The 22,299-nt window shown below is 39.1% G+C and carries 29 protein-coding genes; 6 read left to right on the top strand and 23 right to left on the bottom strand.

The annotated features are described in order from the left end of the window. The first annotated feature begins 127 nt into the window (after positions 1-127). Entirely contained in the window at positions 128-313 is a 186-nt protein-coding gene (locus tag GJU32_RS04640) for a hypothetical protein (protein WP_230874934.1), read from the top strand. Positions 314-338: 25 nt separating this feature from the next. Here GJU32_RS04640 and GJU32_RS04635 read toward each other — a convergent pair whose 3' ends face one another. The 9 genes from GJU32_RS04635 to GJU32_RS04595 all read right to left on the bottom strand — a co-directional run bounded on the left by GJU32_RS04635 (position 339) and on the right by GJU32_RS04595 (position 9,071). Next, positions 339-1,913 carry an amidohydrolase gene (locus tag GJU32_RS04635; protein WP_155590785.1) on the bottom strand — a complete coding sequence of 525 codons (1,575 nt, stop codon included), beginning with the start codon at positions 1,911-1,913 and terminating at the stop codon, positions 339-341. A gap of 18 nt (positions 1,914-1,931) precedes the next feature. Next, on the bottom strand, positions 1,932-2,483 hold the full coding sequence (locus tag GJU32_RS04630; protein WP_155590784.1) for a biotin transporter BioY: 552 nt from the start codon (positions 2,481-2,483) through the stop codon (positions 1,932-1,934). 140 nt (positions 2,484-2,623) lie between these two features. Then, positions 2,624-3,286, bottom strand: coding sequence for a TIGR04104 family putative zinc finger protein (locus GJU32_RS04625; RefSeq protein WP_155590783.1), 663 nt, complete (start codon positions 3,284-3,286; stop codon positions 2,624-2,626). Further along, complete coding sequence (locus tag GJU32_RS04620) at positions 3,273-3,791, bottom strand: sigma-70 family RNA polymerase sigma factor (protein ID WP_155590782.1); 519 nt, start codon at positions 3,789-3,791, stop codon at positions 3,273-3,275. The genes GJU32_RS04625 and GJU32_RS04620 overlap by 14 nt, the downstream gene beginning before the upstream one ends. A gap of 126 nt (positions 3,792-3,917) precedes the next feature. Beyond that, on the bottom strand, positions 3,918-4,676 hold the full coding sequence (locus tag GJU32_RS04615) for an ABC transporter ATP-binding protein (RefSeq protein WP_155590781.1): 759 nt from the start codon (positions 4,674-4,676) through the stop codon (positions 3,918-3,920). A 3-nt stretch (positions 4,677-4,679) separates the two neighbouring features. Continuing rightward, positions 4,680-6,998 (bottom strand): ABC transporter permease, encoded by a 2,319-nt coding sequence (locus tag GJU32_RS04610; protein WP_155590780.1) that lies wholly within the window; start codon positions 6,996-6,998, stop codon positions 4,680-4,682. Between the two features lie 57 nt (positions 6,999-7,055). After that, positions 7,056-7,706: a TetR/AcrR family transcriptional regulator gene (locus tag GJU32_RS04605; protein ID WP_155590779.1), complete on the bottom strand. Its 651-nt coding sequence runs from the start codon at positions 7,704-7,706 to the stop codon at positions 7,056-7,058. Between the two features lie 662 nt (positions 7,707-8,368). After that, positions 8,369-8,590 (bottom strand): helix-turn-helix domain-containing protein, encoded by a 222-nt coding sequence (locus GJU32_RS04600; protein WP_155590778.1) that lies wholly within the window; start codon positions 8,588-8,590, stop codon positions 8,369-8,371. Positions 8,591-8,600: 10 nt separating this feature from the next. Beyond that, on the bottom strand, positions 8,601-9,071 hold the full coding sequence (locus tag GJU32_RS04595) for a DUF2975 domain-containing protein (protein ID WP_155590777.1): 471 nt from the start codon (positions 9,069-9,071) through the stop codon (positions 8,601-8,603). Between the two features lie 159 nt (positions 9,072-9,230). Between GJU32_RS04595 and GJU32_RS04590 the strand changes: the two genes are divergently transcribed. Next, positions 9,231-9,779, top strand: a complete 549-nt coding sequence (locus tag GJU32_RS04590; RefSeq protein ID WP_155590776.1) for a GNAT family N-acetyltransferase — start codon at positions 9,231-9,233, stop codon at positions 9,777-9,779. Positions 9,780-9,829: 50 nt separating this feature from the next. Here the strand turns inward: GJU32_RS04590 and GJU32_RS04585 are convergent, their stop codons facing one another. Next, positions 9,830-11,278, bottom strand: a complete 1,449-nt coding sequence (locus GJU32_RS04585; RefSeq protein ID WP_155590775.1) for a tetratricopeptide repeat-containing diguanylate cyclase — start codon at positions 11,276-11,278, stop codon at positions 9,830-9,832. A gap of 232 nt (positions 11,279-11,510) precedes the next feature. Next, a complete protein-coding gene (locus tag GJU32_RS04580; protein WP_155590774.1) occupies positions 11,511-11,654 on the bottom strand; it encodes a hypothetical protein in 144 nt (47 codons plus the stop codon). A 59-nt stretch (positions 11,655-11,713) separates the two neighbouring features. Between GJU32_RS04580 and GJU32_RS04575 the strand changes: the two genes are divergently transcribed. Together GJU32_RS04575 and GJU32_RS04570 are read left to right on the top strand one after the other, a co-directional pair. After that, complete coding sequence (locus tag GJU32_RS04575) at positions 11,714-12,139, top strand: MerR family transcriptional regulator (RefSeq protein WP_155590773.1); 426 nt, start codon at positions 11,714-11,716, stop codon at positions 12,137-12,139. Further along, entirely contained in the window at positions 12,140-12,493 is a 354-nt protein-coding gene (locus GJU32_RS04570; protein ID WP_155590772.1) for a DUF4260 domain-containing protein, read from the top strand. Positions 12,494-12,600: 107 nt separating this feature from the next. Here the strand turns inward: GJU32_RS04570 and GJU32_RS04565 are convergent, their stop codons facing one another. The 11 genes from GJU32_RS04565 to GJU32_RS04520 form a co-directional block, all read right to left on the bottom strand. Then, complete coding sequence (locus GJU32_RS04565; protein ID WP_155590771.1) at positions 12,601-12,816, bottom strand: hypothetical protein; 216 nt, start codon at positions 12,814-12,816, stop codon at positions 12,601-12,603. Positions 12,817-12,928: 112 nt separating this feature from the next. Then, entirely contained in the window at positions 12,929-13,150 is a 222-nt protein-coding gene (locus GJU32_RS04560; RefSeq protein ID WP_155590770.1) for a hypothetical protein, read from the bottom strand. Positions 13,151-13,159: 9 nt separating this feature from the next. Continuing rightward, positions 13,160-14,230 carry a LolA family protein gene (locus GJU32_RS04555; protein ID WP_155590769.1) on the bottom strand — a complete coding sequence of 357 codons (1,071 nt, stop codon included), beginning with the start codon at positions 14,228-14,230 and terminating at the stop codon, positions 13,160-13,162. Next, complete coding sequence (locus tag GJU32_RS04550) at positions 14,175-15,677, bottom strand: HAMP domain-containing sensor histidine kinase (protein WP_155590768.1); 1,503 nt, start codon at positions 15,675-15,677, stop codon at positions 14,175-14,177. The genes GJU32_RS04555 and GJU32_RS04550 overlap by 56 nt, the downstream gene beginning before the upstream one ends. After that, a complete protein-coding gene (locus tag GJU32_RS04545; RefSeq protein WP_155590767.1) occupies positions 15,674-16,372 on the bottom strand; it encodes a response regulator transcription factor in 699 nt (232 codons plus the stop codon). The genes GJU32_RS04550 and GJU32_RS04545 overlap by 4 nt, the downstream gene beginning before the upstream one ends. 75 nt (positions 16,373-16,447) lie before the next feature. Next, entirely contained in the window at positions 16,448-16,654 is a 207-nt protein-coding gene (locus tag GJU32_RS04540; RefSeq protein ID WP_155590766.1) for a hypothetical protein, read from the bottom strand. A 5-nt stretch (positions 16,655-16,659) separates the two neighbouring features. Next, positions 16,660-16,830, bottom strand: a complete 171-nt coding sequence (locus GJU32_RS23040) for a hypothetical protein (protein WP_196426592.1) — start codon at positions 16,828-16,830, stop codon at positions 16,660-16,662. A 33-nt stretch (positions 16,831-16,863) separates the two neighbouring features. Then, positions 16,864-17,004, bottom strand: coding sequence for a hypothetical protein (locus GJU32_RS04535; protein ID WP_155590765.1), 141 nt, complete (start codon positions 17,002-17,004; stop codon positions 16,864-16,866). A gap of 5 nt (positions 17,005-17,009) precedes the next feature. Beyond that, a complete protein-coding gene (locus GJU32_RS23320; RefSeq protein WP_230874933.1) occupies positions 17,010-17,597 on the bottom strand; it encodes a hypothetical protein in 588 nt (195 codons plus the stop codon). Positions 17,598-17,686: 89 nt separating this feature from the next. Beyond that, entirely contained in the window at positions 17,687-18,703 is a 1,017-nt protein-coding gene (locus GJU32_RS04525; RefSeq protein ID WP_155590764.1) for an inorganic phosphate transporter, read from the bottom strand. A 15-nt stretch (positions 18,704-18,718) separates the two neighbouring features. Beyond that, a complete protein-coding gene (locus GJU32_RS04520) occupies positions 18,719-19,339 on the bottom strand; it encodes a DUF47 domain-containing protein (RefSeq protein WP_155590763.1) in 621 nt (206 codons plus the stop codon). A 589-nt stretch (positions 19,340-19,928) separates the two neighbouring features. Here GJU32_RS04520 and GJU32_RS23035 point away from each other — a divergent pair. Both GJU32_RS23035 and nhaC read left to right on the top strand, forming a co-directional pair. After that, complete coding sequence (locus GJU32_RS23035; protein ID WP_196426591.1) at positions 19,929-20,087, top strand: hypothetical protein; 159 nt, start codon at positions 19,929-19,931, stop codon at positions 20,085-20,087. A 172-nt stretch (positions 20,088-20,259) separates the two neighbouring features. Beyond that, positions 20,260-21,642 (top strand): Na+/H+ antiporter NhaC, encoded by a 1,383-nt coding sequence (nhaC, locus tag GJU32_RS04515; protein WP_155590762.1) that lies wholly within the window; start codon positions 20,260-20,262, stop codon positions 21,640-21,642. Between the two features lie 199 nt (positions 21,643-21,841). On the opposite strand, the gene GJU32_RS04510 is transcribed toward nhaC, so the two are convergent. Next, on the bottom strand, positions 21,842-22,147 hold the full coding sequence (locus tag GJU32_RS04510; RefSeq protein ID WP_420798373.1) for a phosphotransferase family protein: 306 nt from the start codon (positions 22,145-22,147) through the stop codon (positions 21,842-21,844). Positions 22,148-22,299: the final 152 nt, after the last annotated feature.

The following is a 22,299-nucleotide window of genomic DNA, read 5'->3' as shown; positions in this document are numbered from 1 at the left end:
AGGAGGATTTGTGTATTTATCGTGACTTTCTCCATTTTCTTGAAACTTTTCGGGACGTTACCCTGTAAATAACTAGATAACTACGAGAGAAAGGAGCGCAATCATGAAATTTAACCTTGGCGATATAATGAGTACGATTGTTATTTTATGTATGTTTTTAGCTATCTTTTTCGTCCTGATTCATATGATTAAAAAAATGAAATCGACTATTCCTATGCCTCCTCCACCAACCATGCAACAACAAGTAGAGGACTTAACAGAACGTGTGTCGAGCTTAGAAAAACAAGTAGAAAATTTAACAGACAGAAAATAGCTTCACTAAAAAATCGCTGCAAAGGTTACCCCTCGCAGCGATTTTCATATACCATTTTGCCATCCACAACCGTACACGCCACTTGAATGTGAGGTAGTTGCTCAATAGCTACAGAAAATAGATCCTCTTTCAAAATCGTAAAATCTGCTGCATAGCCTTCCGCTATTTTGCCACGGGCATGTTGCTGACCGATAATTTCAGCGGCGCCTACCGTATACAGATGCACTGCCTCAAAACGTGAAACTTTCTCCTGTGCATTATAGCCCTCATGTGTTTCGCCACTATTTCTCCTTGTGACAGCGGCATAAATACCATGAAGTGGATTTGGTACTTCGATTGGCGCATCACTGCCCCCTGCCACAATGAGTCCTCGGTCAAGAAGCGACTTTAAAGGATGTAACCCCTGTGCTCGCTTCTCTCCCAGTCTCGACAGTTCAGCTTGATATTCCCCTTGTACAAACTGTGGTTGCATATCCACGGCAACAGGCAAACTAGTAAGCTTGGCAACTATTTCATTATTGACTAAGCTACAATGAATGACTCGATCAAGCTGACCATTGTGAGGTGGATGGGCCGCAAAGACTGCTAAAATCGTGTCAATCGCTAAATCGCCAATCGCATGAACGGCAACAGTTTGTCCATATTGACGTGCCAATTGAACATATGTTGTTAATTGCTCCGTTGTATGAATGAGCATCCCTGCATTTTCTGGATCATCACAATAAGGTTGGTGAAGTGCAGCTGTTCGACCACCAAAGGCTCCATCAATAAAAATTTTCATAGCGCCAAACTCCAAGTAAGGCGATGGTGCTAAATCCATATTCGCGACTTCTTCAAAAACCGTGTGATGCTGTAATAAATGTACTTTAAAGGATTGCTGTGCCTCCACTATTTTGCGATAAGCCTGAATCGGCTGGCTTGGTGGTCCATAATAGCTTAAATCTTCTGAATGCCCCCCCACTAAACCATAAGATTGTAGCGAGGTCACCGCTTTTGCCAAAGCGTCTTCAATATAGGCAGGTGTAATATGCGGCATATGATTGACAATTAAATACAATGCGGCATCCTTTAGCACACCAGTGAGCTGGCCATCTACTTTGTCAATGACACCACCTTCTGGGGAAGACGTAGTATTGGTAATCCCTGCAAATGCGAGTGCCTTAGAATTGGCTAAAATTAAATGGTGACAGCTACGTTTAATGATTAAATGGGCCTCTCCAAGTGCATCTAGCTCCGCTAATGTCGGAAAAATCGGCTCATCGAATTGGTTTTCATTTAGTCCAATCGCAATGACCCATTCCTGTGCAGTGGCATTGGACATACGCTCTTGCAGCTTTTCTAGTAACGCCTCTTTACTTGTGACGGCTGAAACATCAATATGTTTGAGCTTTTCACCGTAACCAATAATATGTAAGTGACTATCGACAAAGCCTGGGTACATCACGTTGCCTTGTAAATGTTCGATAGAAGTAGCTAGTGGCGACAAGCTCTCCACTGAGCCTGTCGCCACAATTTTTCCATCTTCTACAAGGACTGCTTCCACTGTTTCACCAACCTGAGCCATCGTGTAAATCTTTCCACCTGTCCATAATGTTGCCAAAACAATTCCTCCTATGTCCTATGCTGTAGCTTCAATTAAATGTGCACTTTCTAATCGTCGACGGACAGTGACACCAATCCACGCTGCTAATACCGCTTTAACGATACCAACTACGATAAATGGTGCGACACCACCCATAAAGGCAGCTGTCCATGTATAATCTGCTACAATTTTTAACCACACTGTACCAAACGCTAATGTGATAATCATCCCGATGATATTCGCAATAATCGCATGGACAAATGTAATACCAAATTTATCTAAGTATAAGCCCATAATGATCGCTGTTGCAAGGAAACCTACGATATATCCCCCTGTTGGTCCAACTAAAATTGCCAGTCCTCCTGACATACCACTAAATACAGGTAAACCTGCAGCCCCTAATAACATATAGAGCAGCACCGATAGCGAACCTAGTCTTGTCCCTAAAATCGTCACGACGATACCCACAGCTAATGTTTGTCCTGTAATTGGAATAAGTGGTAGCGGAATAGTCACCTGTGCAAGAACCGCAATAATCGCAGCGCCAAATGCTGCTAACACATATTGATATGTACTTCCCTTTTTCAATGTAAAAGCCTCCCCTTGTACGTTAACTAATAATAAAAATAAGTTAACACAAAGATAAAGCAAATGAAAACCGTTGTCAATCTATTTTAGACTAAAAAAAGAAATTGCTAGAATACGATAGCAATTTCCCTTCAACATGATTACCATAAAGGCTCATTCATTGGGTCTTTTTCTTGCAGTTTATACACATAAGGCACTAATTGGTAATAGAAAATAATCATCCCCGCTATAAAGAATATAATGCCGATGAAAAAATGATGGAAAACATGCTGTAGCATAAGGAAAAATGGAATTGGCATTGACAGTACCCCACCCATCTGCATGGATTTTTTTGTTCGATACTGTTTTTGTCCACAATGCGGGCATACTATTTCTCCATTTTTGCGAGACAATTTACGCGCATCCTTCTCAGACCAGCTCTCCCCACATTCAATACAAACAGGTAGCCCATAGCCTTTTTTCACTAAAAGACGCTTCACCATAAAAGTGGCACCTATAAATATGCCTAGTAATATAACTCCTCTTACATAATCCGAGTCCAATAGTGACCACCAGTGCCAAGTTTCTGACTGTAGACTGGCAGCTTGATGACCTGTAGTACGCTGTTCTTTCTGCTGCGTTAAAATATAGCTAAAGCCAATGACAAATACAGTAAAGGTTGCTAGCACAAGACGATACGTCCATTGACCATCTGATTTGCGTTTTCCTGTTCGTCGAGCTTTTTCAGCGATTAATTGTTTACGCTGCTGTGAGAGCTTGACATCTTGTAGCTCCTTTAACATATCCTCTTTAAATTGATTCATGACGTAGCACCTCCCAATCAAAATCACCGATTGCTGTTGCCAGCTGTTTGCGAGCTCGCTGTAATCTTGTGCGTATTGTTGCTTCTGGACAACAAACTAGCTGCGCGATTTCCACTGTCGACATCTCCTCAAAATAATACAAAATCAAGACCTCTCGATAGGCTACTGATAATGTAAACAATGCCACTGTTAATTCTTGTTTGACGGATTTCTCTAGCATCTCTTTCTCCGGTGTTACAGTCGTTGTGCGTCCTGTAATCTTTTCAAACAGTGTCAGCCGTTTACTTTTCCAACTCCGTAAATAGTCATGACTTCGATTGACCGTCATTTTTACTAAATATGTACGCAATGATGCTTCCTGACGAAACTGTTCCTGCTTTTGATAAAAGGCGATGAACACATCCTGCACAATGTCTTCCGCTGTCGTCTGATTTTTCACATATATATAGGCAACCTTTAGTAAGTAATCACCGTGCTCCTCGATTATATTTTCAATATCCATCATTGCTATCACCTTCTTTCCACACTACTGACGGACACCGATGCCATTGCGATTCATTTTTTCATAAAAAAATAAAAAAATCCGTAATTATCGCTTTCTAGGCCATTACGGATTTCTTCAAGTCAGCTTTTAAATACCTATTTCTCGCATTTTAGCTGTAATTGCTATCATTCGATCTTCTAAACCAGCGCCTGTAAATCTTGGCAATCGCATTTCATTTACAATGGCTCCATCACACATAAAGAGAATACGCTCCGTTCTTGCGGCAATTTTAGGATCATGTGTCACGAGCATAACCGTTGTTCCCTCTGTATTGATGGAGGCTAATAGATCCATAATTTCCTGTGCAGACGTTGAATTTAAAGCGCCTGTTGGTTCATCCCCAAAAATCAGTTGAGGCTTGCTAATTAATGCTCGACATATGCCTGCACGCTGAAGCTGCCCGCCAGAAACCTGCGTAATATCACGCTTTGCCAAGTCGACAATCCCCATTTTTTTCATGATGTTTTTAGCTGTTTCCGTCAAAGCTACCACATTTTTTCGTTGGTCACGCATTGCTGGTAAAAGAATATTATCAAGGATATTTAAACTTTTCAGGAAGGTTGGCTGCTGAAACACAAAGCCCATCCTCGTTCTACGCAAATCCGCAAGCTCCTTGTCACTAAGTGACGTTAAATCCATGCCATCAAACATAACCCGACCCCGATCAATGCTGTCCATCCCACTGAGTGCATACAAGAGTGTCGATTTGCCACAACCTGAAGGTCCCATGATGGAAACGAACTCCCCTTCATATAGATCGACTGATACATTCGTTAAAACATGGTGCTGTTCATTGCCTACCTGGAATGACTTTGTTATTTGTTCACCACTCACTAGTTTCTTCATGATCTACTCCTTTATATGATCCATTATTTTTAACTGCCCTGCCCTTAAAGTACCTAATAACGTTGCTACAAGAACGACGCTAATGATGGCTAAAGGGCAAAAAACATAGGCTGCTAGTGGATTAATGGTAAATTCAAATGCAGCCGCACCAAATGATGCAATGACCATACTTGTCAGGAACTCTCCTAGTGTGTTAGCGAGGAACGTTCCCATTACAATGGCCAGCAGTAAAACAAAAACGGAACGCGCTATATATTGCTTGGAAATATCTACATTTGTAAAGCCTACTGATTTCATGATAGCGATGGAAGTTTGATCCTTAGCAATCAACATGTTCATAAATAATAGCGTGACAAGCACACATAGCAGGAGTGCCATAACAAGTGCTGCAATAGAAACCTTTCCGATGGAGTGAATGGTCGTACCAAATGTTTGATTGATATAATGATTAATGCCTGATACTTTGGCAAAATGAAATGTATCCACATATTCCGTTATCTTTTCTTCGACCTGCGAAGGATTTGCCATCGTTCCATAGACGACACTCCACATGCTTTCCGCTGAACGATCAGAGAAAGCTGCCTTGGCTGTTTTACCGCCATTTGTAATATCTGAATAAATACCGCTTACTGTCAGATTGTTCTTCTCACCATTGATGACCAGCGGAATAACATCACCAACCTTTAGATGAAGCTCCTGTGCATTGAGCACAGATAGCGCTATTTCATTCTGTGCAACAGGCACCCGTCCTAGTGCATATTCAACAGGGAAAATTGTATGGTCACCAAGCTCTATTTTCAGGCTTTCTTCCGCTCCATCACTTGCAATGGTTGTGAACTTCTTTGTCGTTAAAACTGTATAATCTGTGATGGCTGTGTCACGTTCTAGCGTCTTGACTACAGCTGCTACATGCTGAGCATTTTGATTACCTTGTGGAATATCGATACGGATGTCACTATTGCCAATTCCCATATACGTAATAAAGCTTTTGGCGGAAATCGTGTTGTATAAATTTTGAGGTACGATGATGATAAAAGTTGCCAATAGTAGGACTGTAAGCATTGTGGCATACAACCTTTTTCGTGAAAGCACATCCTTCATCCCGAGAAAGAGATTGATCGGAAGCATTTTGTTTGAGCTGAGGTTCAAATAGTTTGCATGGCGGGCTTTCCCGTATGTTGTACCAAAGCGGATAGCCTGAGTAGCTGATAGTTTGCGAAATTGTTTCAAAACCGATTGCACATAAGCCATCACAGTAATAAATACAAGTAACAAACCTATGATTGTGATTATCCATACAAGTGAGGTATTATCCGTTTCCCCCATATATAAACGGATATTTTCTAGTAGCAGATCTCGAAGCAAGAATGAAAAGGCAAAACCAAGCACACAGCCAATTACCGCAATAACGCCATATTTAGCAAGATACATTTTCTGTATATCCACAACGCGTATGCCAATCGCTTTCATCACGCCGATTTCTCGATAATCCTCTTCGATTTTAGTATGCAATGTAAAACGGATACACATGAAAGCTATTGCCACTACAAGGATGCTGATCAGGAGAATCACAGCAAGCATCAGTCCATCAGATAGGGCATTCAGCATTTTAAAGAGGGAGAACGTAATGGTCGGTCCATTCGCTTCTAGCCCTGCACGTATATATGCTTCTTCAAAGTCCTTTAAATCAGACAAATTTTTTAATCGAAATTCGATTAAATATTCAATCGTACCCGCTTTTTGAATCGCTGTATAATCCTCCTCACTGACAAGGAATCGTTTCGAGGAAGCCAGCATGGAATTCATCTGTGAATCTCTTAAAAATCCTGCAATCGTAAATGTTTTATTATTGACCATCATAGTGTCACCCAGTTTGGCAGTGCCGTCCTTCAAATAACCTACAGGTATATAAATATCACCATTTGCCACTTCTATCGCATGCCCATCAAGGTCAAGTAAATAATCAAATTTCTCGCTTTGCGTGCTAAAGCCATTGTCCTGTACACTATGTGCCAGTGTAGTGCCTGCAATGCTAATTTTTGCGCCATCAACATTGAGAAATTCATTTATCTGAAATTCATCAACACGGTCATGATGCTCCGCAAATTCAGTAAGCCTTGCTTGATCGATAGCACCCGAATGCATCTGTAGAAAATGAGACGTTTCTGCTTGCTTCATCAGCGTATCAATCGCTCCAGATAAATGGACGATAAGCACTGCCGAGAGCGTTATAAGCATTGCTGCAGCTGCCACAAATAGTGTTGTCATACATGTAATTAGCTTGCTATTAGCCATATCATTGCGCACAATCTTACTATACATAGGTCACCTCTTTGGAAGTTTTTAACTGCCGTCAAACCTAACAAGACCCAAAATATATTATTTCGTACCGCCTTCTCCTTCCTCGCCAAACATTTGCATCATGTAAAGCAAGCTACCCGTTTCCACACCAAGCATTCGTTCCACATTAAAAATAAATGCTGGGATGCGGGCAGCTCGTTCCTCATTGGTCATCAACACCATATCATCATCGAAGACAGTATTTGTATAAGCAATAATCATTTCCATACATTCATAAGGATATGGCGTATGGTACATACCTTGCTCAATGCCCTCACGGATAATGGCAGCAAGTATTGGCGGTACTTGGTTGATGACCACCTGCTGGATTTTTCGATGCATCAATGCATTTTGAGGCTTATGAACATGCTCCATCATTTCCTGACCACCGGTTTCATTTTGCATGTTTAATGCCATAACAACACGCAATATGCGCTCATTAACAGCAATGCTCGTGTCTGTAGCAACCGCTTTTGCTTTTGCTAGCATCGTGTTTGTATAGCGCTCAATGAGTGCATCCATAATGTCTTCCTTCGACTTAAAGTGATAATAAAGTGTCCCTCGCGCAATGCCCACTTTTTCAAGAATATTACTTGTGCTAGTGCCGTCAAAACCCTTCTGTGCAAATAACGCATCTGCTGCATCTAATATTTCATTTCTACGTTCTTCTGCTTTTTTCATTTCTCTCATCACGACAACTCCTTACAATTGACCGACTGCCTGTCGATAATTCATACACTAATCGTAGCATAGGACTACTTATAATGGCAATTATTTCTACAAAAAAAAGAATCTGCATAAAGCAGAATCTTTCAGACTGTAGACAAACTCAACGAATTTTGATTTTGCCTACAGTCTTTTTTCTTTTACATTGAAATAAAGTAAAGCCGTTGATTTCCACTACGGGCGGACGCTTTCCGCGGGCGGGGGCGTGCTGCTTCCCTCGCTCCGCTCAGTCCAGGATCTCGACTTTCCCGCTTTTCCCGCAGGAGTCGCCGCCCTTCGTTCCAATCAACTTCTACATAAAGAACTCCTTATTCATATGTTGATAAAAAGTAAATTTTCGAGGTGATTAACCATATGACGAAGAATCATAGCTAGAGGCTGCTATTGATTTTTCTTTCATATATCCGCGTAAAGAAAACTATTGAGTATGTCTCTGCGGATGCTTACTTTGCTACCACGAAATTAAAAAAACTGGCTACTTGGAATGGCAGGTAGCTTAAAAGAGTACTTATGCTTGAAGAGTACGTTTAAACATATTGAAGAAGAAAAAATGACAAAAAGAATCGAGTGTGAACTTCTCGATTCCTTTTGTCAACGGTCTGTAAGAATCTGCATAAAGCAGATTCTTATTCTTGCGTATTTTCGTTCTTACGATATTCCAAAATATCGCCGGGCTGACAATCTAACGCTTCACAAATTGCCTCTAATGTTGAAAAACGAATGGCTTTGGCCTTGCCATTTTTCAAAATAGAAAGGTTTGCCATCGTGATGCCAACTTTTTCTGAAAGCTCTGTTACACTCATTTTTCGTTTCGCCAGCATTACATCAATATTAATGATCATCGCCATAGTATTCACCTCAAACTGTCAAATCATTTTCTGATTTGATATCAATGGCATTTTTTAGAAGCTTTTGAAGCACAGCAGCAAAAACTGCTACGACAAAGGAAGCAAAAAAGATGACCATTCCGATAATAATAAGACCAGGGGCATCATCTACTTCCGCCACATAGTATATCAGTGGCATGCCTACCACGTATATACTACTAATGATAATTGCACAGTATTTGATATTGATTAAAGCTTTCACTGATCGCTCTGAAAATGCAATGTTTTGATCAATATAGCTTAAAAGTTTGATCGTCATATATAGGGCAACAAAATAAGCGATTGCCGTTGCATAGGCACCAATAACAGCAAAGAAAGTTGTTTTTGGAAAATGCGATGCTGCTCCCATAGCAACACGAGGCACCACCACTATACATAAGGCAAGAACTGGCAATCCCATTAGAAAAACAGCAATCTTTAAAAAGAGCGTTTCTCGTTTCATCTTACGCACCTCTTTTATTTATTCTCCAGTTCAATTTACCATATTATTTATCGTTTTTCAATAAACATTTATCTTGTTTCAAGATATTAAAACTATATATCCATTATTTGGATTAATTTAGTGTTATAATGAATTCAACTATTATGAAGGAGGTATCCCATGATTTATCGACCAGCAGAAAAAACGATAGAGACAGAGCGTTTATTACTCCGACTTTTTACAGAAGAAGATGCACCTGAAGTAAGTGTACTTTGTAACAATTTTGCTCTGTACAAAAGCACGCTGAATTTACCCTATCCCTATACGTTAGATTGTGCATTGGCATGGATTGCCAATCATCAACAAAACTTTGAAGCGGATAAACTATACGAATTTGCTATTACAAACAAGCGCAGCGGAAAATTATATGGAGCGATAGGATTGTCAAATCATCAACAACACCATAAAGGAGAAATCGCCTATTGGGTTGGGGAGCCCTATTGGGGAAATGGCTATGGAACAGAAGCAGCCCAAGCCATCATCGAGTTTGCCTTTAAAGAAAAACAATATCATCGTGTCTATGCCCAGTATTTTCAATCCAACCCCGCATCAGGCAAAATTATGGAGAAATGTGGCATGCACTATGAGGGAACGTTAAAACAACATGTATATAAAAATGGTGCTTATGAAGATATCGTTTATTATGGCATTATCAATCCATTTCATTAGTTACAACCTTAAAAGAAAGAGGCGTTAACTAAAATTTGCCTCTCTCTTATTTATATACCATTTCCCACATTACAATAATGATTATAGTGTGTAATTTGGTTACGACCATTACGTTTTGACTTGTAAAGTGCTTCATCTGCATGTTTGATTAGTTCTTCCACTTTTGTAATTTTACCTTGATTATTCGTACTGACTCCAATGCTAAATTCTAGATGAACCGTTTCATTATTAACCGTGAGTGACAATGAGGTTAAAGTTTGATAAAGATTGTTAGCCAATGATTTCACCGATTCACCCTCCTTTACTTGACTGAGTACAATAAACTCATCTCCACCGAAACGTGCCACGATAGACTCAAGGGGCTGAAAATAGTCCTTTAATGCTTTTGCTGTAATTGTCAAAGCATCATCACCAAATAGATGACCATTCGTATCATTGATCACTTTAAAATGGTCTAAATCCACCATCATAAAAGCTATTTGCTGATGGTCTTCAGCGGCTTTTTCAATCATTTTTTTTGCGTTTTCATCAAAATAGCGTCGATTGTAGATATTCGTCAGTGGATCAATGTAGGCGTTTTTTTCAAATTGCTTTTTATGATCGTTGTATTCCATTTCAAACAATACATGTGAATAGTTTTCACGTTGAATTTCTAACAAAATATTAATAAACTCTTTTTGCACAGCACATAACACGATTTTATTCCCCTGATCCTCAATTAGCTTCACTAAAGAACTATAAATTATTTGAAGCAAGGACAAATCATTGTTTTGCAAAGCATAATGTTTCGTCTTTTGGTATAAATCAATGGCTTCACTGATACGCCCTTGTCTCTCGCATAGTAGGGCAAACGCATTGAATACCTCTAGTTGTACTTTCGAATAAGGTGGGTCTTGAATCGTTGCCAACAATTCTTGTAAGAGTACGCTCGCTTCATCAAATTCTTCCAGCCAAATAAGCGCAACAGCCAGGTTCGTTTTTGGATATATAATCCCTGTATAGGGCTCTTTATGCTTCACTTCAAACGCATTTGAATAATAAAGACTCTTTAAGGCAAATTCCTTGGCTGTACGATAATTGCCCATGGAAATTTCTAAATCGCTTAGGTTATTGTTAATTTTCCCCATACTCTCCACATGATGAATCGTTTCAGCAATTTTTAAGCCCTTCAGCATCAATTCTTCAGCCTTCTTTAAATGACCGAATGTCCCCCAATAAATGGCTGCTAAATTGTAGTATTGAATTAAATCAATGTCATTGCCATGCTGAAACGTTAGCTCACGATATTGTTCAAGGACACTTATGGAAAGCTGTAGATCACCCGTTTGAAAATAACTGGCACAACTATAACGTAGTAGTAGGATAGCCTTATCATACATGCCAAGCTTAATGGCACTTTCGATTGCAACACTACTTATTTCTATATATTCTAAAAAGCGATCTGCATTATATAATTCATTTAGCGTAATCCATAATTCTTCAAATTCTTGTGTGTTCATTCCACCCCTCCTCATCTTCACCCTTACTTCTTTAATACTACCTTCGCTCACAAAATATTACAATTCTTAGGACTCATTTATTTTTTCATAATTAAGCAATTATTCCTAATGATGAGTTTTCCTGTGTATTTTAGCCTAAGAATCCTTTGAGAAGTCGATAGGTTATTTTAACATGGTCCCTTCACTATAGTTTTCTCCTAAACAAAAAACAAGCCTCTTTAACAGAGACTTGTTAAGATTCTTCTAAACCTAATAGGGATATTAACTGCTTTGCTCTTTCTGCCTTTAACTGAATCATTCCGCTTCCTACCTTTTGAAGATAAAGTGATTCATAGCCCATTTGTATGACCGTTTCATTTTTTTCAATTATTTTCATCAAGTACCTTGACCTTGGAGCATACTCCAATGTTAGGATGATTTTAGGAGGTGCTCATTTTGAAAATTAAACAATTCGCCGACAAGTTTCACTTAACTACTGATACGGTTCGTTACTATGAAAAAGAGGGGCTATTGTACCCTCAAAAACAAGACAATGGCTACCGTGTGTATGATGCCACATGTGAACATACAATGAAATTCATCATCGTCCTACGCCAGCTAGGGTTTACCCTACAAGAAATAAAACACTTACTGACACTAGAACAAAAGCCTATGTCACCAACGTGTAATGAAGAAACGGTCCATCTATTTAATGCAAAGATCGCCCACATCGAGCAGCAATTGCATTTTTATCAGCATGCGCTACAATCCTTACAACTGACAAAAACATTAATGGCTGATGGTCAATATGAAAAAAATCAAGAACAAATCGCCTCACTCATTGAGGGTATGTATCAAAATTTACAGGAAGGTCGTGGTTAAATGAAACTACGTAAAATCATCTCTTTAGAATATGTCATTGCCTTTATCATCACCGTCTTTTTCTATGGACAACTCGATTTTTCATGGCTTTATTTTATTGTGTTTTTACTACTCCCTGATGTCACAATGATTGGCTATTTCATCAATACAAAAATAGGTGCTCTTTTCTATAATATTGGGCATAGTTTTGTAGTACCAGCGCTACTTCTCGTTATAGGCTTTATGACGACTACACCTATTCTTCTTATGGTTGCAATGATTTGGCTTGCGCATATTTTCTTAGATCGTGCACTTGGTTATGGCTTAAAATATGATGAGGCCTTTACGAAAACGCATTTACAGCAAATTGTGTAATACATGATTTTGGAGAGGCTATCATGCATATTCTACTAGAATGATAAAAAACAGCCACTCTGCATGGTCAATTCAATTACCGTGTAGAGTGGCTGTTTCTGTCTGTTTTATCTCATCATAATCGTAAATGTAATCATATTATAAAGAACTGGTACAATGAAAGCGAACGCTAAGCACAGTACCGCCCACCACTTTGTTTTCTTAATGTCCTTGTCATCACCAGTCTTTAGATGATGAAAATACGTTAATGTCAAATAAAAACACACGACCATCAACAAAGGCGTAATCAGTTGTTGAACCAAGCTATGTATAAATGTAGACATTCATAAAACCTCCTTTAAAAACCCTTTTTATATAAATATTGTAATAGATAAAAGATAATTCTACCATAATAAAAGGCAGGACCATACACTCATGACCCTGCCACCAAACTATTTAAATAAAACGTTTTAATTTGGATTCATAAAGCCCCACAATAAATATACCTATCAATACTGGAATCAGAGAAGTAAAGTGAAAAGAAAAACCTACATCATCATATCGTCCCGTAAATTGAAATTGCAGCCAAGACACATCATAGGTCTCCCCCACTCCATATAAAAAAATAGTGGTAAATAAAAACAATGCCAGACATTTCAGTCCTTCTGCGCTTTTCATCGCATCACCTCATTGAACAAGTGTCATATGTTGCACATAGCTTAAAAGATCCTCAAGCGTTAACTCTGGATTTTCCCCAACGATATTGTATTGATAGCCATTTTCCTGCCAAGAAATAGAACGGAAATTTTCATCATCCATAACAGTTCCTTTTTGCCCTCGAATAGACATCTCTTTTTCATTTACTATTGGCTCAATTTCTGCCAAACTCGGATCTGCCTTAAAAATAGTGACAAAAAATGCTAGCTGCCCATCTAATCCATAGTCAAACGAGTATTCAGGTCGATCTTCTAATCCTTTATCCATGGAAATTTTGTCTAACGTAAGACCGTTTTCTTGTGGAACTGTTAAAAAGGCTCCTAGCTTTTCTTTTGCAACTTCAAACGAAATAGATTGTGAAGTATCCTCTCCACTAATTTCTTGAATCGTTACATCCTTTGGTAGCTCTAGTGTAAATTGTTGATCATCTATTTTTTCACCAACATTCAACTTTGAATATTCGGTGATCATTTGATTGCCTGCATTGTCTGTCTTCATTTTTAACGTCAGCCATGTTTTTTTGTCAATCCATGCCTCCATGTTTCCAAATAAAGACTCTGTTTTTTTAGTTTTTGCGACAATTTTATATGTGTCTCTACCAGCGACCTTCTCCTCACCTACGATCTTAATTTCATGTGTGTCCTTGACCAAATTAAAAATAAGCTGTACCTGATCTCTTGGTGATTGTAGCCCATCTAGTTCTCCTTGTGGGAAGGCCATTTTATAGGCAGTATTTTCAGTGACGTCATAGCTTATCACCTGTGAATCAGTTGTGACCGTGATGACATGTTCACCATTATCACCTGTCAATTCCATGCGTCTATTACCATCCTTGACCCATTCTTTCACTTGTGCTGTGCCACCAAGCTCGCCCATATCTAACGTATATTCGCCATAATAAGTAAGTGGTTCCTTCGATTCTTGTAGGGCTTGCTCCATAATTTCCTGTGGTGAATACGACACTTCCGTATTACAACCCACTAAGCTAAATGTCATGACCGCGATGAAGCCCGCTGCTTTGCATGTTTTTTTCCAATTCATTTTCAGTTGCTCCTTTATATAGTGGTAGCCAACAAACAACCGCTGTTCCGACGTTCTCCATCGAAAGCAGCTCTACAGTACCACCATGTTTTTCAATAATTTGTTTGGTAATATTTAAACCTAGACCTGTGCCATGTTCTCCAGCCTTCGATCTTGCACGATCAGCTTGATACATGGGCTCGAATAATTTTGTGATGTCCTCCTGCCGAATCCCCTGTCCGCTATTTTGCACGATAATATACATTCCCTCTTGCTTGCTCAAGGCTGGCTTCAGAAAATCAAAACCCCATATAGGATATTTCTCAGTATTAACGGCCGCTAAGCCGATAGATGTACCTGTCTTGCCATAACGCCATGCATTGCTCATTAAATTATCAATAACCCGCTGTAATTGTTTCGGATGAACAGCATATCGACCTTCTACGTCGCAGAAAACTTCTAATGAAAACCCTTGTTCCTCACATAACGGTTCATAGTCAGACAATGCCATCTCGAAAAATTCTTCTCCATCAACGGGTACCAGCTCTAATTCATAGTTCGTAGATTGGAGCAATGTAAACATGAGTAAATCCTCTAACATGTGCTTCATCCGATCAGCCTTCGTTACAATAACCTGCTGATATTCCGCTTGCTGCTGTTCTGATAGACCTTTGCTTTGTAAAGATTCAGCGTAGGCTTGGATGGCTGTAAGGGGCGTTTTTAAATCATGGGAGATACTTGCAATCATCAATTCTTTTTGCAGTTGCTCCGCTTTTAAAGAAGCTCGCGTCTTTTCAATTTCATCCTGCATGGCCACAAACGTTTGAGCCAATTCGCCAATCTCATCTTTTCTTGCACTGAGCGTTGTTTCCACATGTCCACCTTTTGCAAAAATACGCATTTGCTGCATCAGTACTGTTAAAGGTCGATTTAATCTACGATAAAGCAAGAATATGACAGCTAAATAGATGGCAAGAAACAGTAGAATAGAGCCTGTTATGACAAGCAAAGAACGATTTTCAACACCTTTTACCCAATCTGTTCTTACTGATTGAATTTCAAAGACTCCTAACAAATCACCTTTTTGATAGACAGGCTCCTTGTATGTAAAAGCATTGTAGGTCTGTTGTAAATCATATAAACCTTTAAACATGCGCTCTTTTCCTACATAGCCCGTTAGCAAAGGATTGGAGGAATATAAAACGAAGCCAGATTTTGTATAAAGTGTAATCCCCAGTTGCTCATTTGTGAGTTCTTCTAGCTCTTGATAATCCGCGTTTTTTTCATAGAGCTCTGGATTGTCAACGATAGCTTTGATGTGATTCAGCTCAGTCCATTTATCAAAGTATTCCGCAACATGTTTATCTTGATAATAAGCATTAATCCACACATACAGGCTATACGCACCTGTAATGGGTAACACCATGACAAGAAAAAATGTAATGAGTAACCATGTTTTAATTTTCATAATGGTTCACCAATAAAACGGTATCCCTTGCCCCATACAGTTTGAATAAACTGTGGGTTTTTCACAGAATCGTTAAGCTTTTCACGTAATGCCTTAATATGTACTGTAACCGTGTGGGTGTCCTCTATACTCGCTTGCTGCCAAATATGCTGATACAGTTCCTCTTTCGCAAAGGTTTGATTTTGGTTTTTTGCAAGTAACTTGAAAAGAGCAAATTCTTTTTGCGTTAACCCTAACTCTTGCTGATTAAGAGTCACTATTTCTCGTTGCCAATCAATTGTTAATCCATAGGTATAAGAAGTTTGATCTTCTACTTCTTCTAGCTTGTTATAACGTTTCCAGCGGCGAAGATGAGAGGCCACACGTGCCTTTAACTCCTCTAAACTAAACGGTTTTGCAATATAATCATCCGCCCCCTGCAACCCCTCCACCTTATCCGCTTCTTCCTTTCGGGCGCTCATCATAATAATCGGTACATCACTTTCCCAGCGTATATTCTGACAAACAGTGAGACCATCCATCTCTGGTAGCATCCAATCAACTAATACTAAATCAAATGCATCCGACTGAAAATCTGCCAGCCCTTCAAGGCCCGTGGTCGCCCATGTCACACCGTAGCCCTCCTGCTCCAGCGTATCTTTTACAATGTAACCAATGGCTGCATCATCCTCAATCAGTAGTAACTTTTCCTTCATCCGTTCTCCTCCTGTTTCCACTTTACTACGGAAAAAGCGATTCTCTCCGAACTTTACACTTTCTTTATAATTACCTTAGAGGGAAACCGCACTTCGCACAAGTATGGGATTATCCGCTATTTTGAGCGTTCTATCCGTTTCTTTCGCCTTATCCTCCACTATGTGCGTTCTATCCGTCACTCTGAGTGTTCTATCCGCTACTTTGAGCATTCTATCCGTCACTTTGAGCATTCTATCCGTCACTCTGCTCATTCTATCCGTTTCCTGCGCTTTATCCTTCACTTTCCTTAGGCATCCTTCACCTTGTGCGTTCTATCCAACACTTTGCTCAGACTATCCGTCACTTTGAGTATTCTATCCTCTACTTTGCTCGCTCTATCCTTCACCTTGTGCGTTCTATCCAACACTTTCCTAACTCTATCCCATACTCTGTGCGTTCTATCCAACACTTTACTCACGCTATCTTTCGTTTTGAGTATTCTATCCGTTTCCTACGCTTTATCCTTCGCTTTGTGCGTTCTATCCGTCACTCTGAGTGTTCTATCCGCTACTTTGAGCATTCTATCCGTCACTTTGAGCATTCTATCCGTCACTCTGCTCATTCTATCCGTTTCCTGCGCTTTATCCTTCACTTTCCTTAGGCATCCTTCACCTTGTGCGTTCTATCCAACACTTTGCTCAGACTATCCGTCACTTTGAGTATTCTATCCGCCACTTTTCTCGGGCTATCCTTCGCTTTGAGCGTTCTATCCACTACTTTGCTCGGGCTATCCTTCACTTTGAACGTTCTATCCGTTTCTTTCGCCTTATCCTTCACTCTGAGCGTTCTATCCGCCACTTTGCTCGCTCTATCCTTCACTTTGAGCGTTCTATCCACCACTTTGAACGTTCTATCCTTCACTTTAAGCATTCTATCCGTTTCTTTCGCCTTATCCTTCACTCTGTGCGTTCTATCCAACACTTCGAGCGTTCTATCCGCCACTTTGCTCGCTCTATCCTTCACTTTGAGCGTTCTATCCACCACTTTGAACGTTCTATCCTTCACTTTAAGCATTCTATCCGTTTCTTTCGCCTTATCCTTCACTCTGTTCGTTCCATACACCATTTCGCTCGGGCTATCCGTCACTTTGAGCATTCTATCCGCCACTTTACTCACTCTATCCGCCACTTTGTGCGTTCTATCCACCACTTCGAGCGTTCTATCCGTTTCTTTCGCTCTATCCACCACTCTAAGCATTCCATCCACCACTTCCCAGCGAGCTATCCTCAAACACAAAAAAGGAATGCACAGGGATTGTGCATTCCTCAATGTTACTAGAAGAACAAACTTAAAATATAGTAAATCAATGCTGCCATGACAGCTGAGATTGGCATTGTGATGACCCATGTTGTCACGATTTTACGTGCCATTCCCCATTTAACACCTTTGACACGATGTGCTGTTCCTACACCCATGATTGATGAAGAAATAACATGTGTTGTGGAAACAGGTAGGTGGATCAACGTCGCACCAAAGATGATTGAAGCAGAAGCTAAATCTGCTGCTACCCCATTCACTGGGCGGATTTTCATGATCTTGCCACCAACTGTTTTGATGATTTTATAACCACCTACAGATGTACCAAGACCCATCGCTGTTGCTGCTGCAAAACGTACCCAAAACGGAATATCATCCCCTTGGTGCATGCCTCCAGCTATTAAAGCAAGGGTAATAATCCCCATCGCTTTTTGGGCATCGTTTGTACCGTGCGTAAATGATTGTAAGGCAGCTGTCCCGATTTGCATCGTTCGGAAGCCTTTATTCGTACGATATAAATTCATATCTTTAAAGATGACCTTCAATAATGTCATCATTAGGAAACCAGCTGCAAACGCTAGTAACGGTGAAAAAATAAGTGCTTGAAGAATTTTAATAAAACCAGCATAGTTCAAAATATCAAATCCTGCCGCCGCAATGGCTGCACCTGCAACAGAACCAATTAATGTATGGGAAGAACTTGATGGAATCCCAAAATACCACGTTAATAAATTCCATGTGATCGCAGAAAATAAGGCTGCTAAAATAACGACAGAACCCGTAATATCGCCATCGTAAGCATTTAAGCTAAACGGGTCTACAATATCTTTTGTTAATGCTTTTGCTACTCCAACGAATGTAATCGCTCCGACGAAGTTCATAACCGCCGCCATATAAACCGCAGTACGTGGCTTTAAGGCACGGGTTGATACAGAAGTGGCAATGGCATTTGCTGTATCATGGAAGCCGTTAATAAAGTCGAACACAAGTGCGAAAATAACGACTAATATGGTGATTAATAATATCGTATCCATTTCGTACACTCCATCTTACGCATTACGCATAATTATTGTTTCAATTGTGTTTGCTACTGTTTGACAGCTATCCGCAATATCTTCAAATTGTTCATAAATATCCTTGAAGATAATCAGACGCATTGGATCTTTTTCCTGGATAAATAACTGCTTCATAGAAGAACGGAAAATTTCATCACATTCACGCTCATTGTCCTTGATTTGAATAGCATGTTTACGCATTTCTACAAGCTTTTTACTATTTAAAAGTTCCATGGCCTGTACCATTTCATCTGTGCTCTTCGCAATATATGTGAGGAATTGACGCATTGGCTCTGTTACTTCTGTTAAGTTGTACATATTGAAATGAGCAATACAGCCTTCCATCCCATCAATCACATCATCTAGTTTATTCGCTAATGCTAAAATGTCCTCACGCTCGATTGGTGTCATGAACGATTTATTCAGCATCACAATGAGCTCATGGATTAATTTATCACCACTTGTTTCATATTGCTTCATTGTATCTGCAATTTCTTTTAACGCATCTATATCTTGAATACGGGCATTATGTGCATAATAAATACCTTCATTCACATTTTTTGCGATTTTTAATAATGACTGAAAAAATGGATCTTGCTTATTTGAGTTGAACATCCTGTTCCTCCTGTGAAATAAAAATTGGTCAATTTCTGAACCATCATAACAAAACATTTACACAATTCTACAAAATTTTAAACAAAAAGATGTTGATTTTACAAAAATGTAATATAAAATTCGCCACATTTATTTTTAAGCTGTTTTCCAAGTTGAAAACGTTGGAAATCAAATGATAAAAATCACTATTTTTTCTTTAAATATGACCATTTTTTCTTTTATTTTTATAAAAATACTTGAAATAAACTTTTTTCCGCTTATTTGTTTTCTAGATGAAATGTTAAGGAATTGTAAAGACTATTTACATGAAAATGATGGAATTTCATTGTTATTTTTTGTCTTTCGCAATGCTCTTAGAGAAAGATGTGAGCAAATACATGGATATCGATGTATTTTTACTTACTTTATCATGCGCTTGTTGGACCCTATAAACAGAATACGATTTAATAAGAACTTTTTTAGACATTAAAAAGATTAGAAAAAATTCTCCCATTTATTTCTTGCGCTGGTCATCTTATCTCCTGCTATTAAAACCACTTATGCTTGTTATGCTCGTCCTTGTAGCTGCTTATACGGTAATAAAAAAAGATTGGGGACAATAACCGTCACACTTGTGCTCGGCAAAGCTGAAAAAATAACATACATTGGTGCACTTGCAGCGATTGGTTTTTTCGATGACCTTTTTAGACCAGACAGAGGCGTTTTTAATTTTTTGCACGATACTGGAGATACTAAAACAAGAGGTTAATTTTCTATATGCGTTTCAATACGTGAAGCCTGGAACAAAATTGATGTGCTTCGAATTATGTTTTCATTAACGAACTCCAATTTTCTGTCAATTGACAAAAATTATTAGCGTGCTATAATACTTTTGGGCTTCACCGCATTGAAGCGCAGAAGTATTTATTAGGAGGATTCACATGTTTCGAATAGAAGCAAAGAGTAACCCTCGATTTATCGAGGCAGGCTTCATTATACTTTTAATTATTGCCACTATGGCTTTTAGTATTGGCTATTTAAAAGCAACACCCCATATTCCCATTTTTCTAGTCATTTCACTATTACTGGCTTATGGATTACTGAAAAAAGTTCCCTTTCGCGAACTTGAAGGCGGTATGATTGCAGGTGCTAGTGCTGGCCTTGGTGCCGTTTTTATCTTCTTTTTTATTGGTATTTTAATTTCTAGTTGGATTATGGGTGGAACGATCCCAACGCTGATATATTATGGTTTTTTAACTGTTTCACCAAACTTTTTCTTTGCAATTGTTTTTCTTATTTGTAGTATCGTCGGTATTTCCGTTGGTAGCTCCCTAACAACAGTAGCGACTGTTGGTGTGGCATTTATGGGTATTGCTGGTGTCATGGACATATCGTTAACGATCACAGCTGGAGCCATCGTTTCTGGTGCCTTCTTTGGTGATAAAATGTCACCATTATCAGATACAACCAATCTTGCCTCAGGTACAGTTGGTGTAGACCTATTTGAGCACATTAAAAATATGGGCTGGACAACGATTCCCGCTTTCATTATCTCGTTTGTACTGTATGCGATCCTTTCACCAACAGGAGCAGATACTTCGTTTGATACAGTAGAGCAATTTAAAGAAGGTTTATTATCGACAGGGCTTATTCATTGGTATACATTATTGCCAATTGTGGTACTCGTTATTATGACCTTTTATAAAGCACCTGCCGTCATTACATTAGCAGTCGTGTCCATTCTTGGCGTAGGTCTTTCCTATCTATTAGACCCACTTCCGGCTTCAGATGTCTTCAAAATTTTGTTTGACGGCTATGTCTCTCAAACTGGTAATAAGGAAGTAGATGCCCTATTAACTCGTGGTGGGATGAATAGTATGTTATTTACTATTGCCCTTGTATTACTGGCCTTAACAATGGGTGGATTATTGTTTACACTTGGCATTATTCAAAGTATTTTAGCGAAAGTTGAAAACTTATTTAAAAGTGCTGGCTCTGTTATTACAGGTGCTGCGATTACAGGCATTGGCGTCAATACATTAATCGGTGAACAGTACTTATCCATTCTGTTGACAGGTGAAGCCTTTAAAGCTCAATTTGCGAAGGTTGGCCTGGCACCGAAAAACCTATCTCGTGTCATGGAGGATGCTGGTACGGTCGTCAATCCACTTGTACCTTGGAGTGTTTGTGGTATTTTCATCTCAAGTATCCTTGGTGTATCCACATTTGATTATCTGCCATTCACCTTCTTCTGTTTACTAGGCCCGATTCTAACTATAATTTTTGGTTGGAGTGGCAAAACACTAACAAAACTTGATCAATAACAAAAGGTAGCTGATGCAAAACGTCAGCTACCCTTTTTTCAATTTATGTTTGGATGAAAAGATCATGGGCATGTTGCTTAAGGTTTTATAATAAAGTTTAATCATATGCTTCCTCCGCCCTTCAACAATCGCGCCCTTTAATAGCTGGTATTATAGAATATCGTTATTCAACTATTGCACCTAAAGTGGAACAAGCAATCTATCTATATTCTTTAATTCCATCTTCAAAAGCCTGTCTATCGGCATTCTCAATTCCGTATAATGCTTCTTGTAAAGCAAAAGTGCTTTTATAAAATTTAACTCGTTCAGATATTTCTTCACCGTTAGGATATAGATTAATACATCTATCAAAAAAATCCTCACCATAGCTAGAGAGTATTCCAGCAAAATCATACGCTGGATCGCCTAAACCTGAACCACCAAAATCTAATATCCCTGAAATCATACTTATTACTGGATTCCACAAAATGTTAGATGCTCCAAAATCTCCGTGTATAAGTGTTATATCTAAATTTGAGAATGCCTTCCCTTTTAGGATCGTTTCAAAAGATTGTGATGGTTTTTCCCTTCCTCCAGAATAGCGTCCGATTATTGAAGATCGTTTTTCTGATGTTTTTTGGCTTTAAGTCTTCTATATCTTCTATTTGCTACTCCGAA

This window comes from Lysinibacillus cavernae, assembly GCF_009724685.1.
GTDB classification, from domain to species: Bacteria; Bacillota; Bacilli; order Bacillales_A; family Planococcaceae; genus Lysinibacillus; species Lysinibacillus cavernae.
This window is presented reverse-complemented; position numbering and strand designations above follow the sequence as displayed.